Source organism: Williamsia sp. z34 (assembly GCF_059553395.1).
This window is the reverse complement of record NZ_JCANWW010000013.1, coordinates 17,876-38,507: the sequence shown is the minus strand read 5'-3', so window position 1 is coordinate 38,507 and position 20,632 is coordinate 17,876. Positions and strand designations below refer to the sequence as shown.

The 20,632-nt window shown below is 64.9% G+C and carries 20 protein-coding genes and 1 pseudogene; 15 read left to right on the top strand and 6 right to left on the bottom strand.

Annotated elements, in window-relative coordinates; all coding sequences use genetic code 11:
• Positions 1-23 precede the first annotated feature (23 nt).
• Positions 24-575: a PH domain-containing protein gene (locus AC51GT_RS23925; protein ID WP_496325979.1), complete on the bottom strand. Its 552-nt coding sequence runs from the start codon at positions 573-575 to the stop codon at positions 24-26.
• A gap of 166 nt (positions 576-741) precedes the next feature.
• Here AC51GT_RS23925 and AC51GT_RS23920 point away from each other — a divergent pair, with 166 nt between their 5' ends.
• Positions 742-1,362 carry a hypothetical protein gene (locus AC51GT_RS23920; RefSeq protein ID WP_496325980.1) on the top strand — a complete coding sequence of 207 codons (621 nt, stop codon included), beginning with the start codon at positions 742-744 and terminating at the stop codon, positions 1,360-1,362.
• A gap of 49 nt (positions 1,363-1,411) precedes the next feature.
• On the opposite strand, the gene AC51GT_RS23915 is transcribed toward AC51GT_RS23920, so the two are convergent.
• Complete coding sequence (locus AC51GT_RS23915; RefSeq protein ID WP_496325981.1) at positions 1,412-2,248, bottom strand: biotin--[acetyl-CoA-carboxylase] ligase; 837 nt, start codon at positions 2,246-2,248, stop codon at positions 1,412-1,414.
• Positions 2,249-2,410: 162 nt separating this feature from the next.
• Between AC51GT_RS23915 and AC51GT_RS23910 the strand changes: the two genes are divergently transcribed.
• The 10 genes from AC51GT_RS23910 to AC51GT_RS23865 all read left to right on the top strand — a co-directional run bounded on the left by AC51GT_RS23910 (position 2,411) and on the right by AC51GT_RS23865 (position 13,356).
• On the top strand, positions 2,411-4,039 hold the full coding sequence (locus AC51GT_RS23910; protein ID WP_496325982.1) for an acyl-CoA carboxylase subunit beta: 1,629 nt from the start codon (positions 2,411-2,413) through the stop codon (positions 4,037-4,039).
• On the top strand, positions 4,036-4,284 hold the full coding sequence (locus tag AC51GT_RS23905; protein ID WP_496325983.1) for an acyl-CoA carboxylase subunit epsilon: 249 nt from the start codon (positions 4,036-4,038) through the stop codon (positions 4,282-4,284). Before AC51GT_RS23910 ends, AC51GT_RS23905 begins: the two co-directional genes overlap by 4 nt.
• A 26-nt stretch (positions 4,285-4,310) precedes the next feature.
• The gene (locus AC51GT_RS23900; RefSeq protein WP_496325984.1) at positions 4,311-4,949 is read left to right on the top strand and encodes a Maf family protein; all 639 of its coding nucleotides are present in this window, start codon (positions 4,311-4,313) and stop codon (positions 4,947-4,949) included.
• A 298-nt stretch (positions 4,950-5,247) separates the two neighbouring features.
• Positions 5,248-6,708: a condensation domain-containing protein gene (locus AC51GT_RS23895; RefSeq protein ID WP_496325985.1), complete on the top strand. Its 1,461-nt coding sequence runs from the start codon at positions 5,248-5,250 to the stop codon at positions 6,706-6,708.
• On the top strand, positions 6,689-8,062 hold the full coding sequence (locus AC51GT_RS23890; protein ID WP_496325986.1) for a condensation domain-containing protein: 1,374 nt from the start codon (positions 6,689-6,691) through the stop codon (positions 8,060-8,062). Before AC51GT_RS23895 ends, AC51GT_RS23890 begins: the two co-directional genes overlap by 20 nt.
• A 51-nt stretch (positions 8,063-8,113) precedes the next feature.
• The gene (locus AC51GT_RS23885; protein ID WP_496325987.1) at positions 8,114-9,010 is read left to right on the top strand and encodes a sulfurtransferase; all 897 of its coding nucleotides are present in this window, start codon (positions 8,114-8,116) and stop codon (positions 9,008-9,010) included.
• A complete protein-coding gene (locus AC51GT_RS23880; protein ID WP_496330384.1) occupies positions 9,007-9,435 on the top strand; it encodes a SufE family protein in 429 nt (142 codons plus the stop codon). The genes AC51GT_RS23885 and AC51GT_RS23880 overlap by 4 nt, the downstream gene beginning before the upstream one ends.
• A complete protein-coding gene (locus AC51GT_RS23875; RefSeq protein ID WP_496330383.1) occupies positions 9,432-10,988 on the top strand; it encodes a condensation domain-containing protein in 1,557 nt (518 codons plus the stop codon). The genes AC51GT_RS23880 and AC51GT_RS23875 overlap by 4 nt, the downstream gene beginning before the upstream one ends.
• Positions 10,989-11,213: 225 nt before the next feature.
• On the top strand, positions 11,214-13,001 hold the full coding sequence (locus tag AC51GT_RS23870; RefSeq protein ID WP_496325990.1) for an acetyl/propionyl/methylcrotonyl-CoA carboxylase subunit alpha: 1,788 nt from the start codon (positions 11,214-11,216) through the stop codon (positions 12,999-13,001).
• Positions 13,002-13,011: 10 nt separating this feature from the next.
• Entirely contained in the window at positions 13,012-13,356 is a 345-nt protein-coding gene (locus AC51GT_RS23865; RefSeq protein ID WP_496326234.1) for a hypothetical protein, read from the top strand.
• 89 nt (positions 13,357-13,445) lie between these two features.
• Here the strand turns inward: AC51GT_RS23865 and AC51GT_RS23860 are convergent, their stop codons facing one another.
• Complete coding sequence (locus AC51GT_RS23860) at positions 13,446-14,042, bottom strand: nucleotidyltransferase family protein (RefSeq protein WP_496330420.1); 597 nt, start codon at positions 14,040-14,042, stop codon at positions 13,446-13,448.
• A 183-nt stretch (positions 14,043-14,225) separates the two neighbouring features.
• Here AC51GT_RS23860 and uraD point away from each other — a divergent pair, with 183 nt between their 5' ends.
• The 3 genes from uraD (at position 14,226) to pucL (ending at position 16,088) form a co-directional block, all read left to right on the top strand.
• Positions 14,226-14,765: a 2-oxo-4-hydroxy-4-carboxy-5-ureidoimidazoline decarboxylase gene (uraD, locus tag AC51GT_RS23855; protein WP_496330382.1), complete on the top strand. Its 540-nt coding sequence runs from the start codon at positions 14,226-14,228 to the stop codon at positions 14,763-14,765.
• A gap of 63 nt (positions 14,766-14,828) precedes the next feature.
• Positions 14,829-15,155 (top strand): hydroxyisourate hydrolase, encoded by a 327-nt coding sequence (gene uraH / locus AC51GT_RS23850; protein WP_496325992.1) that lies wholly within the window; start codon positions 14,829-14,831, stop codon positions 15,153-15,155.
• 24 nt (positions 15,156-15,179) lie between these two features.
• On the top strand, positions 15,180-16,088 hold the full coding sequence (gene pucL, locus AC51GT_RS23845) for a factor-independent urate hydroxylase (RefSeq protein ID WP_496330381.1): 909 nt from the start codon (positions 15,180-15,182) through the stop codon (positions 16,086-16,088).
• A gap of 36 nt (positions 16,089-16,124) precedes the next feature.
• Here pucL and AC51GT_RS23840 read toward each other — a convergent pair whose 3' ends face one another.
• From AC51GT_RS23840 to AC51GT_RS23830, 3 genes and pseudogenes are all read right to left on the bottom strand, one after another.
• A complete protein-coding gene (locus AC51GT_RS23840) occupies positions 16,125-17,966 on the bottom strand; it encodes an HNH endonuclease signature motif containing protein (RefSeq protein ID WP_496330380.1) in 1,842 nt (613 codons plus the stop codon).
• A 205-nt stretch (positions 17,967-18,171) separates the two neighbouring features.
• A pseudogene (locus tag AC51GT_RS23835) lies at positions 18,172-18,804 on the bottom strand (transposase family protein); the annotation flags it as partial.
• A 153-nt stretch (positions 18,805-18,957) separates the two neighbouring features.
• Complete coding sequence (locus AC51GT_RS23830) at positions 18,958-19,602, bottom strand: GntR family transcriptional regulator (protein ID WP_496330379.1); 645 nt, start codon at positions 19,600-19,602, stop codon at positions 18,958-18,960.
• A gap of 129 nt (positions 19,603-19,731) precedes the next feature.
• On the opposite strand from AC51GT_RS23830, the gene AC51GT_RS23825 reads away from it, so the two are divergent.
• Positions 19,732-20,628, top strand: a complete 897-nt coding sequence (locus tag AC51GT_RS23825) for a hydroxymethylglutaryl-CoA lyase (protein WP_496330378.1) — start codon at positions 19,732-19,734, stop codon at positions 20,626-20,628.
• The last annotated feature ends 4 nt before the right edge of the window (positions 20,629-20,632 follow it).

Below are 20,632 nucleotides of genomic sequence, written 5' to 3'. Positions count from 1 at the left end.
GCCCGAAAAGTCGGCGACGACACTCACCGGCGCCCACGGAAGTCGTCGCCGTCGGCGGTGTCGAAGACCTCGTGATAGAGCAGGGAATGGACGCGCTCGACCTGCGGGATGTCGGTGAACTCGAGCGGATCCTCGGAGGCCGACTCGATGATCAGCGTCCCGGTCCGCAAGATCCGGTCGATGATGCCGTGCCGGAACTCGACGGAGTTGATGCGCTGAACCGGGATGTCGATCCCGGATCGGGTCAGGATGCCGTTGCGGTAGGTCACGCGACGGTCGGTGAGCACGAAGTGTGTGGTCCGCCAGCTGATGAACGGACGGACGAAGAACCAGAGCACCACCGCGAGCCACGCCACCGCGAGGATGATGCCCAGGACCGTCTTCGTGGACGAGCTGACATCCGAGGTCGACAGGTATCCGCCCGCCACACCCGCCAGGGCCGTGCCCAGAACGAACACCACGGTCGGCATCAGCAGGCATTTCCAATGCGGGTGATGGTGCAGGACGACGCGCTCACCCTGCGCCAGGATGCTCTCCGGATACCCCATCAACAGGCCTTCCCTCTCGATACGCATGTAAGCCGACGCGCCGGTGCGCCACATCTGGACGTGCCGCAATCAAACCACCCGCCGGCCACACCTGACGCGAGGTGCGAGCTCTGGAAGGGGTTACGGTTGTCGCCTCATCATTGAACACCGCAGGTGTCGGTGATCAGTAGACTCACCTGCAGGGAGGTGCCCGATGTACCCGAATGACCCCAACAACCCACGCACCCGGCGTTACGACCACGGACAGGACCCCGATCCGCAGGCATACAGCCAGGCGTACCCCGAACAGGGCTACCAGCAACCCTACGAGCAGTATCCCGCCGAGCAATACCGGGACGATCAGGCGCCGGTGGCGCGGCCGGCAGCGCCGAAGCGGCGTCCGAAACCCAATCGGCCACAGGTCAATCCGACGATGTTCGTCGGTGGCGTCCTGGCCACCGCCGTGGTCACCGGCCTCGCGGCCTGGCTCGTCGCCTGGATCATCCGGCTCATCATCACGCGGGTGAACGAAACCGGCGCGCTCGGTGTCTGGAATCCGATGGCCAACGACGAATACTGGTTCGCCGTCGTGGCATTCCTCTGCGCGCTCTTCGCGGGCGCGCTCTGGTACGTCCTGCAGCTCGCGACGCCGGCGCCCAACGACTTCTTCAAGTGGATCGTTGGCCTGCTCGTCGTCGCGGCGATCCTGATCCCGCTGCTGCTCTCGCGCGAATGGACCACCGGCATCTCGACCGCGATCGTCCACGCCGTGATCGGGCTGCCGATCATGTTCCTGATCCCCGCGATGGGCACCAAGAGCATGGAACGCCCCTGATCTGATCGCCCCTCCCGCGAGCTCGCCACGAGCTCGCGGGACCGGGGGGTCAGTCGGTGATGCGCAGGTGGGTCACGTCGCCGGCCGAGACCGCGACCCGGTCTCCGTCCGCATCCTGCACGACGACCCGCCCGGTGGTGTCGATCTCGACCGCCACCCCCTCGAGTTGTCTGTCCAGCGGCAATTCCACCCGCACGTGGTGACCGAGCGTGGCACAGCGCTCGCGATAGTCCTGCCGGAGTCCGTCGATGTCGTCCGGCCACTGGCGCAACCGGCGATCCAGGGCGATGAGCACGGCCGCGGCAAGATCCGCTCTGTTCACATCGGCGCCCGCGAGATCGAGCGAGATCGCCGTGGGGACCGGGAGTTCGGCCTCGGTGAGGCTGACGTTGATCCCCATCCCGACGATCGCCACCGCGCCGGACGGCCCGCGGGTCAGTTCGGCGAGGATGCCGCACACCTTCCGTCCGCCGATGCCCTCGGTGGTGCCGCCGGGTGCGGGCAGCAGGACGTCGTTGGGCCATTTGAGCACCGGTTCGAGGTCGGTGACCGCCCCGATGCCCTCGACCACGGCGAGACCGGCCAGCAGCGGCAACCAGCCGAGCGCGGCCGGAGCGTTGCGGCCATCGGCGGCCACCGCCACCGACATCGCCACCTGTGAGCGTGGCGGGCTCACCCACTGCCGGGTGTGGCGACCGCGACCCGCACTCTGGTGTTCGGCGACAATCACCGACCCGGCACAGTCCGACGTTGCGGCCAGTGCCACCAGATCCGCATTGGTCGAACCGGTCTCCTCGACCACGCTCACAGAACTCCATCGGGTCCCGGCCACCGCCTCTCGGAGAGCTGGTTCATCGATCGGGTCACGTCGGACTGCCTGGTTCATGCCATCAGCGTAAGGGTGCTCCGCCAGGCGATACCCGGCGCTCACCCGGCGTTTCGACCACGCCGAAACATCTGTGTTCTGCGGTACCACCTCAAATGTGAGTCAACCCTCAGGTTAGCCCGGCGCGCACCCCCTTCACACAGTGTGGATAGCATCAAGGCCATGACGAGTTCCCCCCAGGACGCGCAAGCGGCGCCGGACATCCACACAACTGCCGGAAAGCTCACTGACCTGCACAATCGCCTGGCCGAGGCAAAGCACCCGGTCGGCGAGGCAGCAGTTGAGAAAACCCACGAGAAGGGCAAGCTCACTGCACGTGAGCGCATCACGCACCTTCTCGATGACGGTTCGTTTGTCGAACTCGATGCCCTGGCACGCCACCGCAGCACCAACTTCGGACTGGGTGATCGCCGTCCGGTCGGCGACGGCGTGGTCACCGGCTACGGCACCATCGACGGCCGCGAGGTCTGCATCTTCAGCCAGGACGTCACCGTCTTCGGCGGCAGCCTCGGCGAGGTCTACGGCGAGAAGATCGTCAAGGTGATGGACCTGGCGATCAAGACCGGCCGCCCGCTGGTCGGCATCAACGAAGGCGCCGGCGCGCGCATCCAGGAAGGCGTTGTCTCCCTGGGTCTGTACGGCGAGATCTTCCACCGCAACGTGCGCGCCTCCGGCGTCATCCCCCAGATCTCGCTGATCATGGGTGCCGCGGCCGGCGGACACGTGTACTCCCCCGCACTCACCGACTTCGTCGTGATGGTCGACAAGACCAGCCAGATGTTCGTCACCGGTCCCGACGTGATCAAGACCGTCACCGGTGAGGACGTCACGATGGAAGACCTCGGTGGCGCCCACACCCACATGGCGAAATCCGGTGTGGCGCACTACGTCGGCACCGACGAAGAGGACGCCCTGGATTACGTCAAGGAACTGTTGGGCTACCTGCCCAGCAACAACCGCGGCGAAGCCCCCCGCCTGCCGGTCGCCGCGCCTGCCGCCGGTTCGATCGAGGACACCCTGACCGATGAGGATCTCGAGCTCGACACCCTCATCCCGGACTCCCCGAACCAGCCGTACGACATGCACGAGGTCATCCGCCGCATCCTCGACGACGACGAATTCCTCGAGGTGCAGGCCGAGCGCGCGATGAACATCATCGTCGGGTTCGGTCGCGTCGACGGACGCAGCGTCGGCATCGTCGCCAACCAGCCGACCCAGTTCGCCGGTTGCCTCGACATCGACGCCTCCGAGAAGGCCGCTCGGTTCGTGCGCACCTGCGACGCGTTCAACGTTCCGATCATCACCCTGGTCGACGTCCCGGGCTTCCTGCCCGGAACCGAACAGGAATACAACGGCATCATCCGTCGCGGCGCCAAGCTCCTCTACGCCTACGGCGAGGCCACGGTCGGCAAGATCACCGTCATCACCCGTAAGGCTTACGGCGGCGCGTACGACGTCATGGGCTCCAAGCACATGGGTGCCGACGTGAACCTGGCGTGGCCGACCGCGCAGATCGCTGTCATGGGCGCTTCGGGCGCGGTGGGCTTCGTCTACCGCGGCAAGCTCAAGGATGCCGCCGCCAACGGCGAGGACGTCGATGCGCTGCGCCTGCAGCTCCAGCAGGAGTACGAGGACACCCTCGTCAATCCGTACGTCGCCGCCGAGCGCGGATACGTCGACGCGGTGATCCCGCCGTCGCACACCCGCGGCCAGATCGCCACCGCGCTCAAGCTCCTCGAGCGCAAGATGGTGAACATGCCGCCGAAGAAGCACGGAAACATCCCCCTATGAGCGAACACACCACACCAGCGGGCGACGAGACCGCCGCTCCCGCAGCACCATTCCTCACCGTGGTCAAGGGCAACCCGACCGACGTCGAGGTCGCCGCCCTGGTCGGCGTGCTCGCCGCGGCAAGCGGATCGGGCGAGCCTGCCGACCCCGGCCCCCGCAATCTCTGGGGATCCCACACCGACCGGCTTCGGCCGGCCGGTGGGTTGGCGCCCAGCGCTTTCCCGAACCTGCGCTGGGACTACTGATCTCCCATGACGCGCGGTGACCGCCGATGACCCGGTTCGTCCTGGCATCGGCGTCACCCGCGCGTCGTAAGATTCTCGACGCCGCCGGGATCAGCCCGGTGGTGTCGGTCTCCGAGGTCGATGAGGACGCGCTGCTCGCAAAAGCGGGCAACGCGTCCTCGCCCTCGGCGATCGTGACGATGCTGGCCCGCGCCAAGGCGCTCGACGTGGTCGGCCGCCTCGACACCGATCTGACTGCGGATTCTGTTCTCATCGGTTGCGATTCCATGTTGCTCCGCGATGGGGCGCTCAGCGGCAAACCACATTCCGCGCAGGTCGCTCGCGCCCAGTGGGCCGACATGCGCGGCACCGTGGCCCAGTTGATCACCGGACATTGTCTGCTGCGGCTGGTCGACGGTGAGATCGCCTCCACCGAAACCGGCAGCGTCACAACCACCATTCGCTTCGGTTCCCCCACCGATGCCCAGATCGACGCGTACGTCGCCACCGGTGAGCCACTGCAGGTCGCCGGGGCATTCACCCTCGACGGTCTCGGTGGCTGGTTCATCGACGGCATCGACGGCGACCCGTCCTCGGTGATCGGGATCAGCCTGCCACTGGTGCGCACCCTGCTCGATCGGGTGGGCGTCAGTGTCACCGACCTGTGGTCCGGGCCGAACATATAACCACCTGCCCCCGTTCACCAGAAACCGGTGGTGCAGTCCCCCAGGTGGTCGATCCTCTGCCGATCGGCTCGTGCAGCAGCCCCGTATCCCCCAGTGGCCCGCCTGCCGTTTGATCTCCGTCGATGCAGTGAACGCCGCCTTGCACTTTCGACGGCTCGAACCGGGTCACCGCCCGCAACGGGTTCGCCGGTTCCTCCCTCCTGTCCGGTGTGGCGCGAAGCGTTGCGGGGTACCCGACCGATTGCGCGGACACTCGGAACGCGAGACAAGTTCCCGGCATGGACAGGAGCTAGAAGCTGTGATCATCACTGCGATGGACTGGTGGACACCCGCCGGGGGCACCCTGCTCGAATGGCATCCGACCGGGGACGCAGCCAGGCTCGCCGGTCAGGCACCGGCGGATGCGGGTCCGGTGTCATTTCTGCAGGAGAACCACGTCCGCGCCGCTCACGCTGTTGCCCGTGCCGGTGATGATCACAAGGCATACCTGGGCTCGGGCACCGAGATCGACGGTGATCTCGATCAGGCCGCGATGACCAGGGCACTGTGCGCCTTCGTCCGCCGGCACGACGGGCTGCGAACCTACTTCGGTACCAACGGGATCGAGGTGACCCGCTACATTGTCGACCCGGCCGCGATCGACTTCGACGTCAGTGTGGCAGGCTCGTTCGGCGAGGAGTCGCAGTTCCGCGAGTACCTGCACGGACGCTTCGGAGCCGAGGCCACCACGACCAACTGGCCGGGGTTCGCGTTCGGCGCGATCAGCAGGCCGGGCAGCTTCACCATCTACTACGGCTGCGACCACGCCCTGACCGACGGCGCATCGATGGCGCTCGCACTCGCCGAGATCGCCGAGCTGTACGACGCCGAGATCCGTTCGGCCGAACCAGCCGGATTCGTATCTGCGCCGACCGGGAGTTTTCTCGACTATACGCGGATGGAAGCCGAAGCAGCACAGTCGTTCACCGCCGATTCGCCGGAGGTGGTGGAGTGGCTCGAGATCTTCGCCGCGCATGACCGGAGGATGCCGGGGTTCCCCCTCGATCTCGGACTCGATCCGGGCGAGACGGCCCAGGTTCGGCCCATCGAACTCGACCTGCTCGATTCGGAAGGTATCGCGCGGTTCGACAACGTCTGCAAGGGCGTCGGCACCACGCTGGTCAGTGGGATCTACGCCGCGGTGGCCATCACCGAATACGAATTGGCCTCTCGGGCGGACTACTTCGGCATCACGGTCCTGAACACCCGCATGCTCGACGATTTCGCGCTGTCCCAGGGCTGGTTCTGCGCCTTCGCGCCGGTGGCGTTCAACGTCTCGGAGTCCGGCTCGTTCACCGACCTCCTGCCGACCGCTCAGGCAGGTTACGCCCGTGCGAAACGCCTTGCCGCAGTGCCGACCCCCGTGGTCCTGGGCGCACTCCTGGCGGCCGGCGCCTCACCCGAAGACGTCGTGAAGAGCCCGAATCTTCTGTCCTACATCGACTTTCGCTGGTTCCCCGGGGCCGGACGACCCGCCTACGACCGCGGCGTCCTCTTCACCGGTGAAGGTCGGACGGCCAATGCGTCGATGTGGTTCAACCGCGACGACTCGCGTCTCTACCTCGGCAGCCAGACACCCGACACCACGGTCGCCCAACTCCAGGTCAAGCGATATCACGAGCACCTGCGGAACGTGATCAACAGCGTGGCCCGCGACGGGGACTACGCTGTACCCGAACGCTGCCCAGAGGAGTCCACGCTTGCACGTCACCACGATTGACCACTACTCCCCCGCACCCGGCGGGTTGATGCGGTGGACGGTGGTCTCCACACACAGCGCGGCGATCAGATCCCCGGTACCCCTCTCGTTCAACCAGCAGTTCCATCTGAGCACCGTCGAAGACGGAAGCGTATGGCTGGCAGCGGCTTTCGATGTGGAAGGACCGATCGACCCGGCCGCACTCGAGCACGCCTACCGACTGCTGATCAGCAGACACGGCACGTTGCACAGCGCCTTCGTCCGTCGTGATGATCACATCGATCGTGAGGTCCACGACCCGGCGCGACTGATCCTGCGGCCGACTCCGACGGTGACGACCTCGACATCCGAGGAATTGCAGGCATTACTACGCGATGCACTCGACACCGCCTGCCATCCCTTCGAGTACCCGGCGTTCTTGCTCGGGGCGATCGACCGGACCGAACGGTCCACGATCATCTGCGGATTCGACCACGTCCACGTCGACGCCTATTCGATGTCGATCATCATCGACGACCTCCATCAGCTCTATCAGGGTTGCCTCGACGACCCCGATGGGTCGGCAGCGGACTCCTTGCCGATGGCCGGCAGTTACGTCGATTTTTGCGCCGCCGAGTCGGAAGCGGCCATCATCGGCCCCCGCGATCCGCGAATGCGCGCCTGGCTGAAGTTCTTCGACGAACACGACAACACCCCGCCTGGCTTCCCCCTCGACCTCGGCCTGCCGAAGGGGCAGGTGGCGCCGCAGGCAGTGGACCTCCGCGAACTGCTCGACGCCGAGGCGACCGCCGAGTTCGAGGCGTTCTGCCGTCGCAACGGCGCAACGGTGTTCGCCGGCGTCCTGGCGGCGATGGCGCGGTGCATCCGCGGACTCGGGGGCGGCCCGCAGATGTCGCTACTCTTCCCACTGCACACCCGCCGCTCCGAACAGTGGCGTGGTGCCGTCGGATGGTTCACCACCAACGCCCCACTGACGGTGGTCGCCACCGACGACTTCGTCGAATCGGTTCAGCGGACGGGTCCGGCTCTGCGTACCGCGGTCAGCCTCGGTGAGGTCCCGGTGCCCCACGTCCTCGCCGCGATGGGCGGTCTGAATCCGCAACGCAACGACATCTTCATGGTGTCGTTTGTCGACTACCGCCCGCTGCCCGGTTCGGCCGCGCACGAGGAGATCAGTGCGCAGCACATCTCCAACGTCACCACGGCCGACGACGCACAGTTCTGGATCTCCCGCACCGACCGGGGGCTCTCGTTGCGCACGCGCTATCCCGGAACACCGGCCGCGCAGGCGGTGATCGGCGAATTCCTCGACGAACTCGGCCGATTCCTGACCGACATCAAACTCCCTGCAACCAGCGCGCGCTGCGGGCACTAGTCTCATGGGGTAAACCAGCCACCCATGCTTGAGTCGATTTGGAGTAATCCCGTGACCGTCGAGACCGACAACAACCCCGGCTTCGCCGAGTACGTACACCCGGAGCGCCTGGTGAGCACCGAATGGCTCAGCGCTCACCTGGGGACCGATGGCCTGAAGATCATCGAGTCAGACGAAGATGTGTTGCTGTTCGACATCGGGCACATCCCGACCGCACAGAAGGTCGATTGGCACCTTCATCTCAACGACCCCGTGATCCGCGACTACATTTCTGGTGAGCAGTTCGCAGAACTGATGCGCAGCAAGGGTATTCGTCGCGACGACACCGTCGTCATCTACGGCGACAAGAGCAACTGGTGGGCTGCCTACGCACTCTGGGTGTTCACCCTCTTCGGTCACGAAGACGTCCGACTGCTCGACGGCGGCCGCGACGCCTGGTTCGCCGAGGACCGCGACATCACCTTCGATGTGCCCGCCTACCCCGAATCCGATTACCCGGTCGTGACCCGCGACGACTCGGTCATCCGAGCATTCGCCGCGCAGGTCCACGGAGTCATCGGCACCGAACCCCTGATCGATGTCCGGTCGCCGCAGGAGTACACCGGCGAGCGCACCCATATGCCCGAGTACCCGCAGGAAGGTGCACTTCGCGGAGGTCACATCCCCACCGCGGTGTCGATCCCGTGGGCCAAGGCCGCCGCTCCCGACGGCCGGTTCAGGTCCCGTGCCGAACTCGACAAGATCTACGCAGACCTCGACGCCGACGACCCCACGGTCGTCTACTGCCGCATCGGTGAGCGGTCGTCGCACACCTGGTTCGTGCTCACCCATCTGCTCGGATTCACCAAGGTCCGGAATTACGACGGATCGTGGACCGAATGGGGCAACGCCGTTCGCGCTCCCATCGTGACCGGCGACGAACCGGGCACCCAAAGCGGCCAGAGATGACCGCGGCGCTCGACGAAATCGTCGAGGATTTCGCCGCCCTGTCGGATTCCGAGAAGATCCAGCTCCTTCTCGAGTTCTCTGACGAGCTTCCCGAACTGCCCGAGCACCTCGCCGAGGCGGCGATGGAACCGGTTCCCGAATGCCAGTCCCCGCTGTTCCTCTCGGTCGACAACAGCGACCCGGATTCGGTGAGGCTGTTCTTCAGCGCGCCGCCGCAGGCACCGACCACCCGCGGTTTCGCGTCGATCCTGTATCAGGGGCTCAACGGCGCCAGCGCCGAGGAGATCCTCGCGATCCCGGTCGACTTCTACACGCGGCTCGGGCTCGACTCGGCCATCAGTCCGCTGCGATTGCGCGGGATGTCCGCCATGCTCACCCGGATCAAGGCACATCTGAGACCTCCCGCCCGCTCCATGGGGTCATGAAGTTCATCCAGATGATGGACCAGCCCGTCGAACCGGGCGGGCTGGTCGAATGGAGCCCTTACACCGAGGGCGGAATGGTGCACTGGACTGAGGATTCGCGTCCTACCTCGCACAATCATGAACTCCATCTGCGCGGCGCGTTCGAGCATCGGCTCCGGACCCACCGGGAAGGTGGCCGCGAGTCCTGGCTGGGACTGGCGATCGAGTTCGACGAACCGCTCTCGATTCCGGCCATCCGCGCCGCCCTGACGATGTGGATCGACCGGCACGAGGTCCTGCGCAGCCATGTGGTGATCTGGAGCGACCACCTGTCCCGGCTGACCACCGGACCGGGCACGGTCAAGCTCAAGATGGGCCGGGTGGGCTGGTACTCCGAAGCAGCCCCCTTGCTCGACCAGCTCGCCGGCACATTCGACCGGGCCACCGCACCGCTGCAGTGGCCCGCCTACATTTTCGCCACCGTTGCCCGGGAGAAGTCGTTCACGCTGTTGTTCGCCGCGGACCATTCACTGGTCGACGGCTATTCGCTGATCATGGCGCAGCACGAACTGATCGCGCTCTACTCGGCCGCGCGGCGCCGGACCGATCATGCGTTGCCGGTGGTGGGTTCCTACGTCGACTTCAGCGCCTATCAGCGGCGTGAGGCCGACGCCGCCGGCGTCGATCACGAAGCCGTCGCGGTCTGGGCCGACTTCCTCCGTGACACCGGCGGCAAGCTACCTTCCTTCGAATTGGCCGACGAACCCGAGTACTCCGACGGCTCAGATGAGACCGGTGCGACGCATCCGCTCTCGGACCTGGTGCCGCAGGGCTCACTGACCGGCGCCCTGCTCGATGACGAGCAGACGAACCGGTTCACCGCGGTGTGTTCGGCGGCCGGTGGCTCGTTGATGTCCGGTGTGCTCGCGGCACTGGCCGCGGTCTATGCAGAACTCGGAGGCGGCCCGGTCCTGCGCTGTGTGATCCCCCGCCATACCCGCGGCGATCAACAGTGGTTCGGCGCGCTGGGCTGGTTCGTGGCAACCGTCCCCTTCCGACTCGACACGTCCGGGGTCTCCGACTTCGGGCAGCTGATCGGGCGGGCCTCCGAGGAGATGCGGCGCGTCCGCAAAGCGGCCAATCTCCCGTTCCTCCGGGTCGGCGAGATCCTCATGGAGGTGAAGCGAGACGAAGCGCAGCGGAGCTCGACCCGTACAGGAGACGAAGCGCAGCGGAGCGCGATCCCGTCTGAAAGCCAGGTGTCGCCGGCGGCCGGTGCGGACTTCCCCGAGCCGAAGTTCGTGGTGTCGTTCATCGATCTGCGTTTCGCGCCCGGCCACGCCGAGGCCGATGCCGGTCGGGCACGAGTTCTGCGGAGCCACAACTATTCGAGCGACGAGGTGTACATCTGGATCAACCGGACGGCCTCTGGTCTGCGTATCTCGGCCCGGTTCCCGTCGCAGGGCCGGACCCACAACCAGGTCGGTCGTTATCTGTCCCGGTTCGGTGACTTTCTCAAGCAGATCGGTGATCAGAGCACATTCGGATCCTTACCCGCGAGTAGGGAAACGTGACCGAACAACCGCCTTCTCGGTTACTCACGAGTAGCTAAAGCGGACCGAACGAGCGATCCGTGGGTTGGAGTCGAGACAGATCCAAGAGGTGCTTAGACTCCTCTGGAGTGCTGTCGTCCATCCACAGATGGACCAGTGCGCCACACCACAAGACGTCGATATCCGACATCGATATCCAACACAGTGTCACCAACGCGCAGACATCAGCGCCCGACAGGAGATCCAGTGCCAAGTCACGCCAGCACAGCACTCACGAAAGTCCTCATCGCCAACCGCGGTGAAATTGCGGTCCGCGTCATCCGCGCCGCGAAAGACGCCGGACTGACCAGCGTCGCGGTGTACGCAGAACCCGATGCGGATGCTCTCTTCGTGAAGCTTGCCGACGAGGCGTTCGCCCTCGGTGGACAGACATCGGCCGAGTCCTACCTCGTGTTCGACAAGATCCTCGACGCCGCTGCCAAGTCCGGCGCCGACGCGATCCACCCCGGGTACGGATTCCTTTCCGAAAACGCCGAGTTCGCCCAGGCCGTCATCGACGCCGGGCTCACCTGGATCGGCCCCTCGCCGCAGTCCATCCGCGACCTCGGCGACAAGGTCACCGCGCGCCACATCGCGTTGAAGGCCGACGCGCCGATGGCACCGGGCACCAAGGATCCGGTCAAGAATGCCGATGAGATCGTCGCCTTCGCCGAGGAACACGGCGTGCCCGTGGCCATCAAGGCCGCATTCGGCGGCGGCGGCCGTGGCATGAAGGTCGCCTACACGATCGAAGAGATCCCCGAACTGTTCGACTCGGCCACCCGTGAGGCCATCTCGGCCTTCGGTCGCGGCGAGTGCTTCGTCGAGCGCTACCTCGACAAGGCCCGCCACGTCGAGGCCCAGGTCATCGCCGACCAGCACGGCAACGTCATCGTCGCCGGCACCCGCGACTGCTCGCTGCAGCGCCGCTTCCAGAAGTTGGTCGAAGAAGCACCGGCCCCGTTCCTGACCGCCGAGCAGCGCGAACGCATCCATTCCTCCGCCAAGGCCATCTGCAAGGAGGCCGGCTACTACGGCGCCGGCACCGTGGAGTTCCTGGTCAGCAACGACGGACTGGTCTCGTTCCTCGAGGTCAACACCCGCCTGCAGGTCGAGCATCCGGTCACCGAGGAGACCGCGGGCATCGACCTCGTGCGCCAGCAGTTCCGGATCGCCGCCGGCGAGAAGCTCGAGTTCACCGAGGATCCCACTCCGCGTGGGCATTCGTTCGAGTTCCGCATCAACGGTGAGGACGCCGGTCGCGGCTTCCTGCCCGCCCCCGGACCGATCAGCGTCTACAAGGAGCCGACCGGCCCCGGCGTGCGCGTCGACTCCGGTGTGGTCGAAGGCGACGTCATCGGCGGACAGTTCGACTCCATGCTGGCCAAGCTGATCGTCACCGGCGAGAACCGCGAGCAGGCACTGGAGCGGTCACGTCGCGCACTGGCCGAGTTCCAGGTCGAGGGTCTGGCCACCGTGCTGCCGTTCCATCGCCACATCGTGTCCAACCCCGCGTTCATCGGCGACGGCCAGGGCTTCGACATCTACACCAAGTGGATCGAAACCGACTGGGACAACCAGATCGAACCCTACGCCGGCGCACAGCCGATCGAAGAGGACGAGACCGAGCCCCGCAAGACGGTTGTCGTCGAGGTCGGTGGACGCCGCCTCGAGGTCTCCCTGCCCGGCGATCTGGCCATCGGCAACGGTGGTGGCAACGGCGCGGTCAAGAAGAAGCCGAAGTCGCGTACCCGTGCCAAGGGTGGCGCTTCTGCCGCCTCAGGTGATTCCGTCACCGCTCCGATGCAGGGCACCGTGGTCAAGGTGGCCGTCGTCGAAGGTCAGGAAGTCGCGGCCGGTGAATTGGTCGTCGTGCTCGAGGCCATGAAGATGGAAAACCCCGTCACCGCCCACAAGGACGGCGTCGTCACCGGCCTGAGCATCGAAGCCGGCGCAGCCGTCACGCAGGGCACCGTCCTGTTCGAGCTCAAGTAGGACCGCAGCCATCGAAGCGGTCGAGATCAACGCGGGCGCGTGGTATCTACGCGCGTACCGCGATGACGAGCGGGTGTCGGACCGGCCGGCGTTGGCGCTGGCCGGTATCACCGACCCCGACTACGTCCGATCGTGTGAAAAGGGCTGGGCCGACGAAACGCGGTTCACCTGGGCGGTCTGCGAGCCGACCACCGGCGAGATGCTCGCCGAGGTCGCGCTCGAACCCACCGGCGACACGTACTTCGCGACGCTGACCGGATTCGCCCGAGACGGCTTCGAGGTACCGCTCGAAGCCGCCAAGGTCGTGGTCCGCCGCTTCGGTGAAGGCGCCCTCGGGTTCACCATCCGGGGCTGAGGCTCTCTGAAACCACATGTTCCGGTCATCTCCCCGGGTTGCAGCGCAACCGGGAGGGACCGGAACATGTGGTTTTTGTTTTTCTGGAATCAGAGGTCCGGGTGGTCGTGGTCCGGGTAGTCGTGGTCCAGGCCGGTGCCGAGGTCGCCGCAGTCGACGTCGATCACGTCGTCCCGGGTGGCGAGGTACCGCCCGGCGCCACGGTCGCCGGAGAGGGAATCGAGCACGGCCTCGAGGTGGTCGGCACCGATGTACACCGGGTGTCCGGCCTTCCCGGCGTGAGTTGCCCGCGCGAGCGAGGCCGGAGTCGGACCTGCCGCCGCCAACAGTCTGGCGACCTGCCCCGCAGTGACATCCGGGATGTCAACAACATGTAAAACCACGCCGGTCAAACCTCTGCGGTCACCGGCCCGAATCAGGCCTGCGCGCACCGATTCGCTCAGCCCGGCCTGCCATCGCGGCACCCGTACCTCCCGGGCCGGTACCGGCAGGTCTGGCTCGGCAGCACCCACGGTCACCAGCACTTCCGAGCACCCGCCATCAGCCAGCGCGCGAACGCCGCAGCGAAGCCACTCCCCTTCTGCGGCAAGTATTTTCGGTCCCCCGTATCGAGTTCCCGCACCGGCCGCCAGCAGCACACCGACCACTACCGGCACCTCGGTTCGCTCGTCGTCACCGACTCCCACGCGACTCACCGCCAACCCCTCATCAGTCCGCCGATGCGACAAGAACTGTCGCCGACCCATCACACACGATGACGCCCTCGCACCACCACCGTCCCGCGCATACCGAACTCATCACCGCGCTCGTGCCGTCGGTCTGCGGCAGAATGGTACTTCGCACGGGCTTCGAGACGAGGGGATCAGAACTTGCTACGAGTTGACTGGCGGGGCCTGGAGAGCTTCAACGGATTGCGGCAGAGTCAGGCGATTCACGCCCTGTACCAATGTTGTACGTCCACGATCTGGGCGCTCCGGGTGGCTGCCGGGCGTCCCTATGCCGATGAAGAGGCGCTGTTCGCCCGCGCCGACATGATCACGGCCGAACTCACCGAAGCCGACCTCGATGAGGCGCTCGAAGGGCATCCCCGGATCGGCGACAAACCTGACAATGCCTCCTCGGCCAGTGAGCAGTCCGGTGTCGTGGGCGCGGACACGGAGATCCTCGATGAACTCAAGCAGTGCAATGCCGAGTACGAGGCCAAGTTCGGACACGTCTATCTGGTTTTCGCCAACGGCCGGCCGGCCGGAGAACTGTTGGCAATCCTCAAAGAACGGATGAGCAACAGCCCGGAGACCGAGCGGCGCGTGATGCGAACCGAGCTGTCGAAGATCAATCGGCGGCGCCTGACTGCGATGCTGGAACCGGCGGTGCGATATGCCTCCGAGGAAGATGCGTACACCTCGTGATCAGAATCACGACACCGATGAGCTGGGAGTGATCTGGAGTATGCGGACGATCGAAGTGACAAGGTGAGCAGCTTGAGTACCCACGTGCTCGACGCGGTCACGGGACTGCCGGCAGCCGACGTGGAAGTCACACTCAGCACATCCGACGGAGTCAAGATAGCGTCTGGAACAACCGATTCCGATGGCCGGATACAGTCGATCGGCGACGATGACCTCGTCGCAGGCACGTACCGACTGACCTTCGACACCGGAACATGGTTTGCCGCCCGGCACATTGAGCATTTCTACCCGGAGGTGTCGATCGCTTTCGCGGTGACCGACACCTCGCGGCACTACCATGTGCCGTTGCTGCTCAGCCCTTTTGCCTACTCCACCTATCGGGGTAGCTGATCCGAAAGTGAGTGACACAGACCCATGGGCATCATCCTTGGCGAAAACCAATACGGAAAAGCCGAGAACCGGGTTGTTCGGATCTATCGGGATTCACCCCGCCACGAGATCAAGGACATCAACGTAGGGACCTCGCTGCGCGGTGATTTCGCGGCCGCCCACACCGACGGTGACCAGCGCACGGTGTTGCCCACCGATACCCAGAAGCAGACCGCTTACGCGTACGCGAAGGAAAAAGGCATCGAGAGCATCGAGAAGTACGCTCTCGCACTCGCCCACCGATTCGTCGACAACACCGAACCGGTGATCGGCGCGCGGATCGAGGTCGAGGAATACAGCTGGGAGCGGGCAGTTGTCAACGGTGTCGAACACGATCACACCTGGGTCCGTAACGGACAGGAGGTCCGCACCGCGGACATCACCGTCGAAGGCAAGGGCGATGATCAAAAGACCTGGGTCATCGGAGGTTTGAAGGATCTCGTGGTCCTCAAGTCGACCGGCTCGGAGTTCCACGACTTCCTCGAGGACGAGTACACCGTGCTGGAGCCGACCAACGACCGGGTGATGTCGACCTCCCTTGTCGCCAAGTGGCGCTTCACCACCACCGACGTCGACTGGGAGGCGGTGTATCCGGCGATCAGGCAGATCATCATCGAGAAGTTCGCCACGGTGCATTCATTGGCGCTGCAACAGACACTGTTCCAGATCGGCAAAGGGATTCTGGAGGCCTTCGACTACATCGCCGAGGTGAAGTTGTCGGCGCCGAACATCCACCATTTTGTCTACGACCTCTCCAGGTTCGGCCTCGAGAACAACAACGAGGTGTTCAACGCCGACGACCGGCCCTACGGCCTGATCCAGGCGACGGTCACCCGCGACGACGCACCGGACGCCGGCCCGTCCTGGACACCCCAGCGCACCTGGCTCGCCTAGTCACGTCGATCACAACCCGGTTTCCCGGGATCGAAATCAGTAGGTCGGTGGCGGTTCGTTCCTTCCTCGTTCTTCGCGGCGTTCCCGGTTGAGTTGCTCTGCTAGTTCGCGCTGCCGTCGGTTGGCGAGTCGTTCGTGCTGCCGGCGTGCGTGTTTGGCAGCGGTCCGCGGCTGAGATCTTGGCGGTGATGTTGGCGGCGATGTTCTCGGTGAGCCGCGTTGGTTGTCGAAGACGATCAACCTCAACGTCGGGAACAGGTCGTCGCCGGTCCAGCCCGGGCCGTGATAGTGCCGGCGTTCAGGGGTGGTGAAGACAAGCCGGGTCCGGCCGGTCTCGGGGTCGGGGTACTGATCGTCGAGCCAGTCGCTGTACGTCTTGAGCAGGTGGTGAAACCGGCACAGTGTCTTCATCTCTGAGGGATGGGTGCAGCCACCGGCCTCGGGATCGTTGTGGTTGTACTCGCAGGTGTGGTCCAGATCAGCACCCCAGGCCTTGTGCTCACACCCGGGCCACATGCAGTACACATCGCGGATCCGGAGATAGCTGTCGAGCACAGCTGATGGCCGGTACTGGTCACCAGGTTGGGTGGCCGAGAGCGGAACCACTTGCGGGAACGGTGCTGCGACAACGGCAGTGTCGTCGCTATGACAGGTGTCCTCGCCGTCGTCGTCACCGGGGAGGTTCTCGGCTGGCGGGTTCTGCGGAGCGCGCATGTAAGCGTTGGGCCGCTTCGGCTTCGGTGTCCCATGCCCTGGCGCCGGTTCCGGCCGCTCGGGTGCTGGTTCGGCTGGGTCTGTGTCCGACTGCGGCTGCGCCGGCTCGGGCTCTGCGGCCTTCGAAGGTGCGGGTGCAGATGCAGATGCAGGTCGTTCCGGCTGTGCGGGTTCGGTCTTGTTACCCATCGGCCGTTGCACCGCTTCTGGGCGGTCGGCGATATCCCGAACATGGTCGGCAGAGATCACGCCGTGCCCATCCAAGTACCCTGGATTGTCGGCGGCGCCCTCGAGGGTGGCCTGATCGGCGATCACATGCATGACGATCTTCACGTCCACACCCGAGATCACCTGCCCCGCAGGAACAGTGACGATCTCGGCGGTGCAGGGATACTTGGGGTCGTTCGGGCATTCACACATGAACTCCCGGCCCATCACCGTGGCAAACAACGCATCAGCCATCCGATCAGCCTTGCGCCGCGGATCAGCCTTACACGTGGCCATCGCCAGTTTCTCGAGCCGGGCCATGATCAACGTCAATTCCTCGGCGGTGGAATGCGCGTCCAGGACTGCCATGCCGTGGTCGCTATTGTTCGCCCACACCCCACGATTGTTTTTCGCATCCTCCCGGTTCTTACGCACCAGATCCGGATCACGACGAAAAATGATGGCATCGACCATGTCCCGCATCCGACCCTTGGACCACGAACCCCGCCGCTCCAGCGCTTCGGCGATCCCACGATCGATATCAGCCATATGGACTGAGCCCTCGATCAGCTCGGTCCGGGCGATGATGTCCGGAATATGGTGCGCGGCGATTAGTCCGGCCTTCAACAGTTCATTGACCGCAGGCAGCCGATCGCGCAGTGCCACCCCACGGTTGATCTGCAACTCCGCAGTCCGCTGCGTCAACCCCTGTGCGGCAGATAATCTCGCCGCACACTGCGCGAACGGATCAAGCGCCCGCATCTCCGCCTCAGACCCGGCGGTCGGCTCAACGAGATGTCGGTGCAGCATTGCCGCAGCGGCATAGCGTTCCCACTCCATCCGCGACTGCTGGGCCATCGCGAGTTCGGTGTTACGCAACAACTCATTGACACCCGCCGATTCGACAGGACCGATTTCATCGTCCCCACCTGCATCTTCGATCTCCCCCTCGAACATACATTTGATTCTAGACGGGGGGTACGACAGACAATTTGTGAAGTCACAGGGACATCAGAGACAGTTCCGCGCCGGGACATTGGTGACAGTTATTGTGTCGGGACATCGGTCACAGTTCACCGGGTTTCGAGTTGCAAGCCGCTGGATTTTCCGTTGCCGACGTATCTCACGCCTGGGTCGGGTTGGGTGTGTTCGATGAGAACATCGCCAACGAGGAGCCGAGATTTCCGCCTCGTGATGGATTGAGGGCAATTCCGTGGCGATGGCGGCCTTCTCGGTTTCGCTTCACGCCACATGGGAGGCTAATGCGAAGCCGGATTGGCCACCGATGAATTGAAAGATCACGCATGAACGGCCGCCGTGAGGACGTATTCGGTGGCATCGAGTTGCAAGCATGCGTTCGGCGCTGGATAGACAAACCGCCGCCACGCAGCCCTGCGCTTTTCTTGGACTCGAGGCGAGCAACGCCGGCCTCGCGGAAGATCCGCGCCAGCGATGCCGTGGCCGGAACCTGGTCCAATCCCATCGCGCGGATCTTGTCGCACACTGATCGGTCCGCGATCTAGGCCTGAGGACTCCAACGCCGCCCGCACCCCCCAGTGCCTGTTCCTTAGCCGCGTCGACGATCTGGTGCGGGCGGGTCCTTGGGCGACGGGAGCGCGGTTCCAACGCTGCCGCCTGTCCTTCAGTGATGGTGCGAGCACGTATGGCGTAGAACGTTTTCCGACTCAGGCCGCGCTCAGGGCAGAATGGGGCCACCGCCCACGTGGTGCATCAGGGGGCCGTTGCGTGATTACAAGACGAATCGGGGATCTATTGGTTCATTCCTCGGCACCAACCCAGTCGATCCGTCGGCACCAGACCTCGGTTACTCGGGGGGCAAGTGTCACCACCAACACCACCAGAAGTGTTACCGATGTCCTGAGACAGAACTGTCACCGATGTCCTGAGACTTAACAGGTACGACAGGCGATTCTGGCGCGTGACGCAGCTACCCGTCTTCGGCCGACAGTTCTCGCACCAGAACAGCTTTGGCTGCTCGAACGTGGGCTCGCATCACCGATTCGGCCCACAGCGAATCGTGAGCGCGCAGGGCGGCGACGAGGTCGCGGTGATGAGCAAAGCTGCGGCTCAATTCGTCCGGATCGTAACGCTGGAACGTGCGCATCACCAGCGCGACCTGGATGACGTTGCCCAACATCGTGGTCAACCGGGAGCTCGCGGCGGCAATCCGGACGATCTCATGGAACTCGTCGTTGTATTGAGCGACCAACTCGACGTGTTTGTCGGCCAGCGCGGTGTCCATCAGATTGCACAACTCGGCCAGCCGCGCCAAGTCCTCGGTCCCGATTCTCTCGGCGGCCCGGGATGCGGCCATTGCCTCCAGCACCATCCGCAGGTCGTAGATCTCCTCGACATCGTCGACAGTCCAGTCATAGACCCGGGCGCCGCGATGCGGCAGAACCTCGACCAGGCCCTCCATCTCGAGTTGCCGCAGCGCCTCCCTGACCGGCGTCCGGCTGGCCCCGGTCACATCCGCGATCTCGACCTCGCCCAACCGCGCACCAGGACGATACCTTCCGTCGAAGATGCCTTCCCGGATATGCGCGTACACCTTGTCGACCGCTCGGGTCACGTGAGCCCTCCCTCAATTGTTGTTCACAATCTAGGCGGACTACGACCGTTTGTCTCCCCTCCTGCCCCCGGCGACGCTGTTGCGCATCAGCCGGGTGCATACAAAGGCAGTTCCGTGCACTATGGGTGGATGGAAACGGTGCAGTTGGTCGAGGTCAGTCCCCGCGATGGTCTCCAAAACGAGAAGACTGTGTTGTCGGTTGACACAAAAGTCGAACTGATCACACGGAGCATCGCGGCCGGAGTCAAACGCGTCGAGGCCGTCAGCTTCGTCAACCCCGCACGGGTCCCGCAGATGGCCGGCGCCGAAGAAGTGATGGCCCAGGTCCCACGTGTCGACGGGGTGTCGTACATCGGATTGGTGCTCAACCGCCGGGGTCTCGATCGCGCGCTCACCACCGGCGTCGACGAGGTCAACGTGGTGGTGGTCGCGACCGACGAATTCAGCACCAGGAATCAGGGTTGCACTGTTGCAGAGGGCATTTCGGCCTGGAGTGAGATTGCGGCGGAGGCAAAGGCGGCGGGCGTGCGTACGACTGTGACCATCGCGACCGCGTTCGGTTGCCCCTTCTCCGGCAACGTGGACCCTGCCTGGATCACCGAGCTGATCGCCCGAGTCGCAGAGGCCGGACCGGATGAGATCGCCCTGGCCGACACGATCGGTGTCGGGGTGCCCGCTCAGGTCCGCGCACTGGCCGCCGGAGCTGCCCGCACCGCACCGGATGTGCCGCTGCGCTGGCACTTTCACAACACCCGAAACACCGGCTACGCAAACGCATTGACCGCACTCGATCTCGGTGCGGTAGCGCTCGACGCCAGCATCGGCGGCTTCGGTGGTTGCCCGTTCGCACCGGCCGCGACGGGCAACATCGCATCGGAAGACCTCATCTATGCCCTCGACCGATCGGGTGTCGCGACCGGCGTCAAGCTCGAATCACTGGCCGAGACAGCCGTATGGCTCGGCGAACAGCTCTCGAAGGACGTACCCGGACAGCTCAGCCGGGCGGGTGACTTCCCGCCGGCTTGAGTGT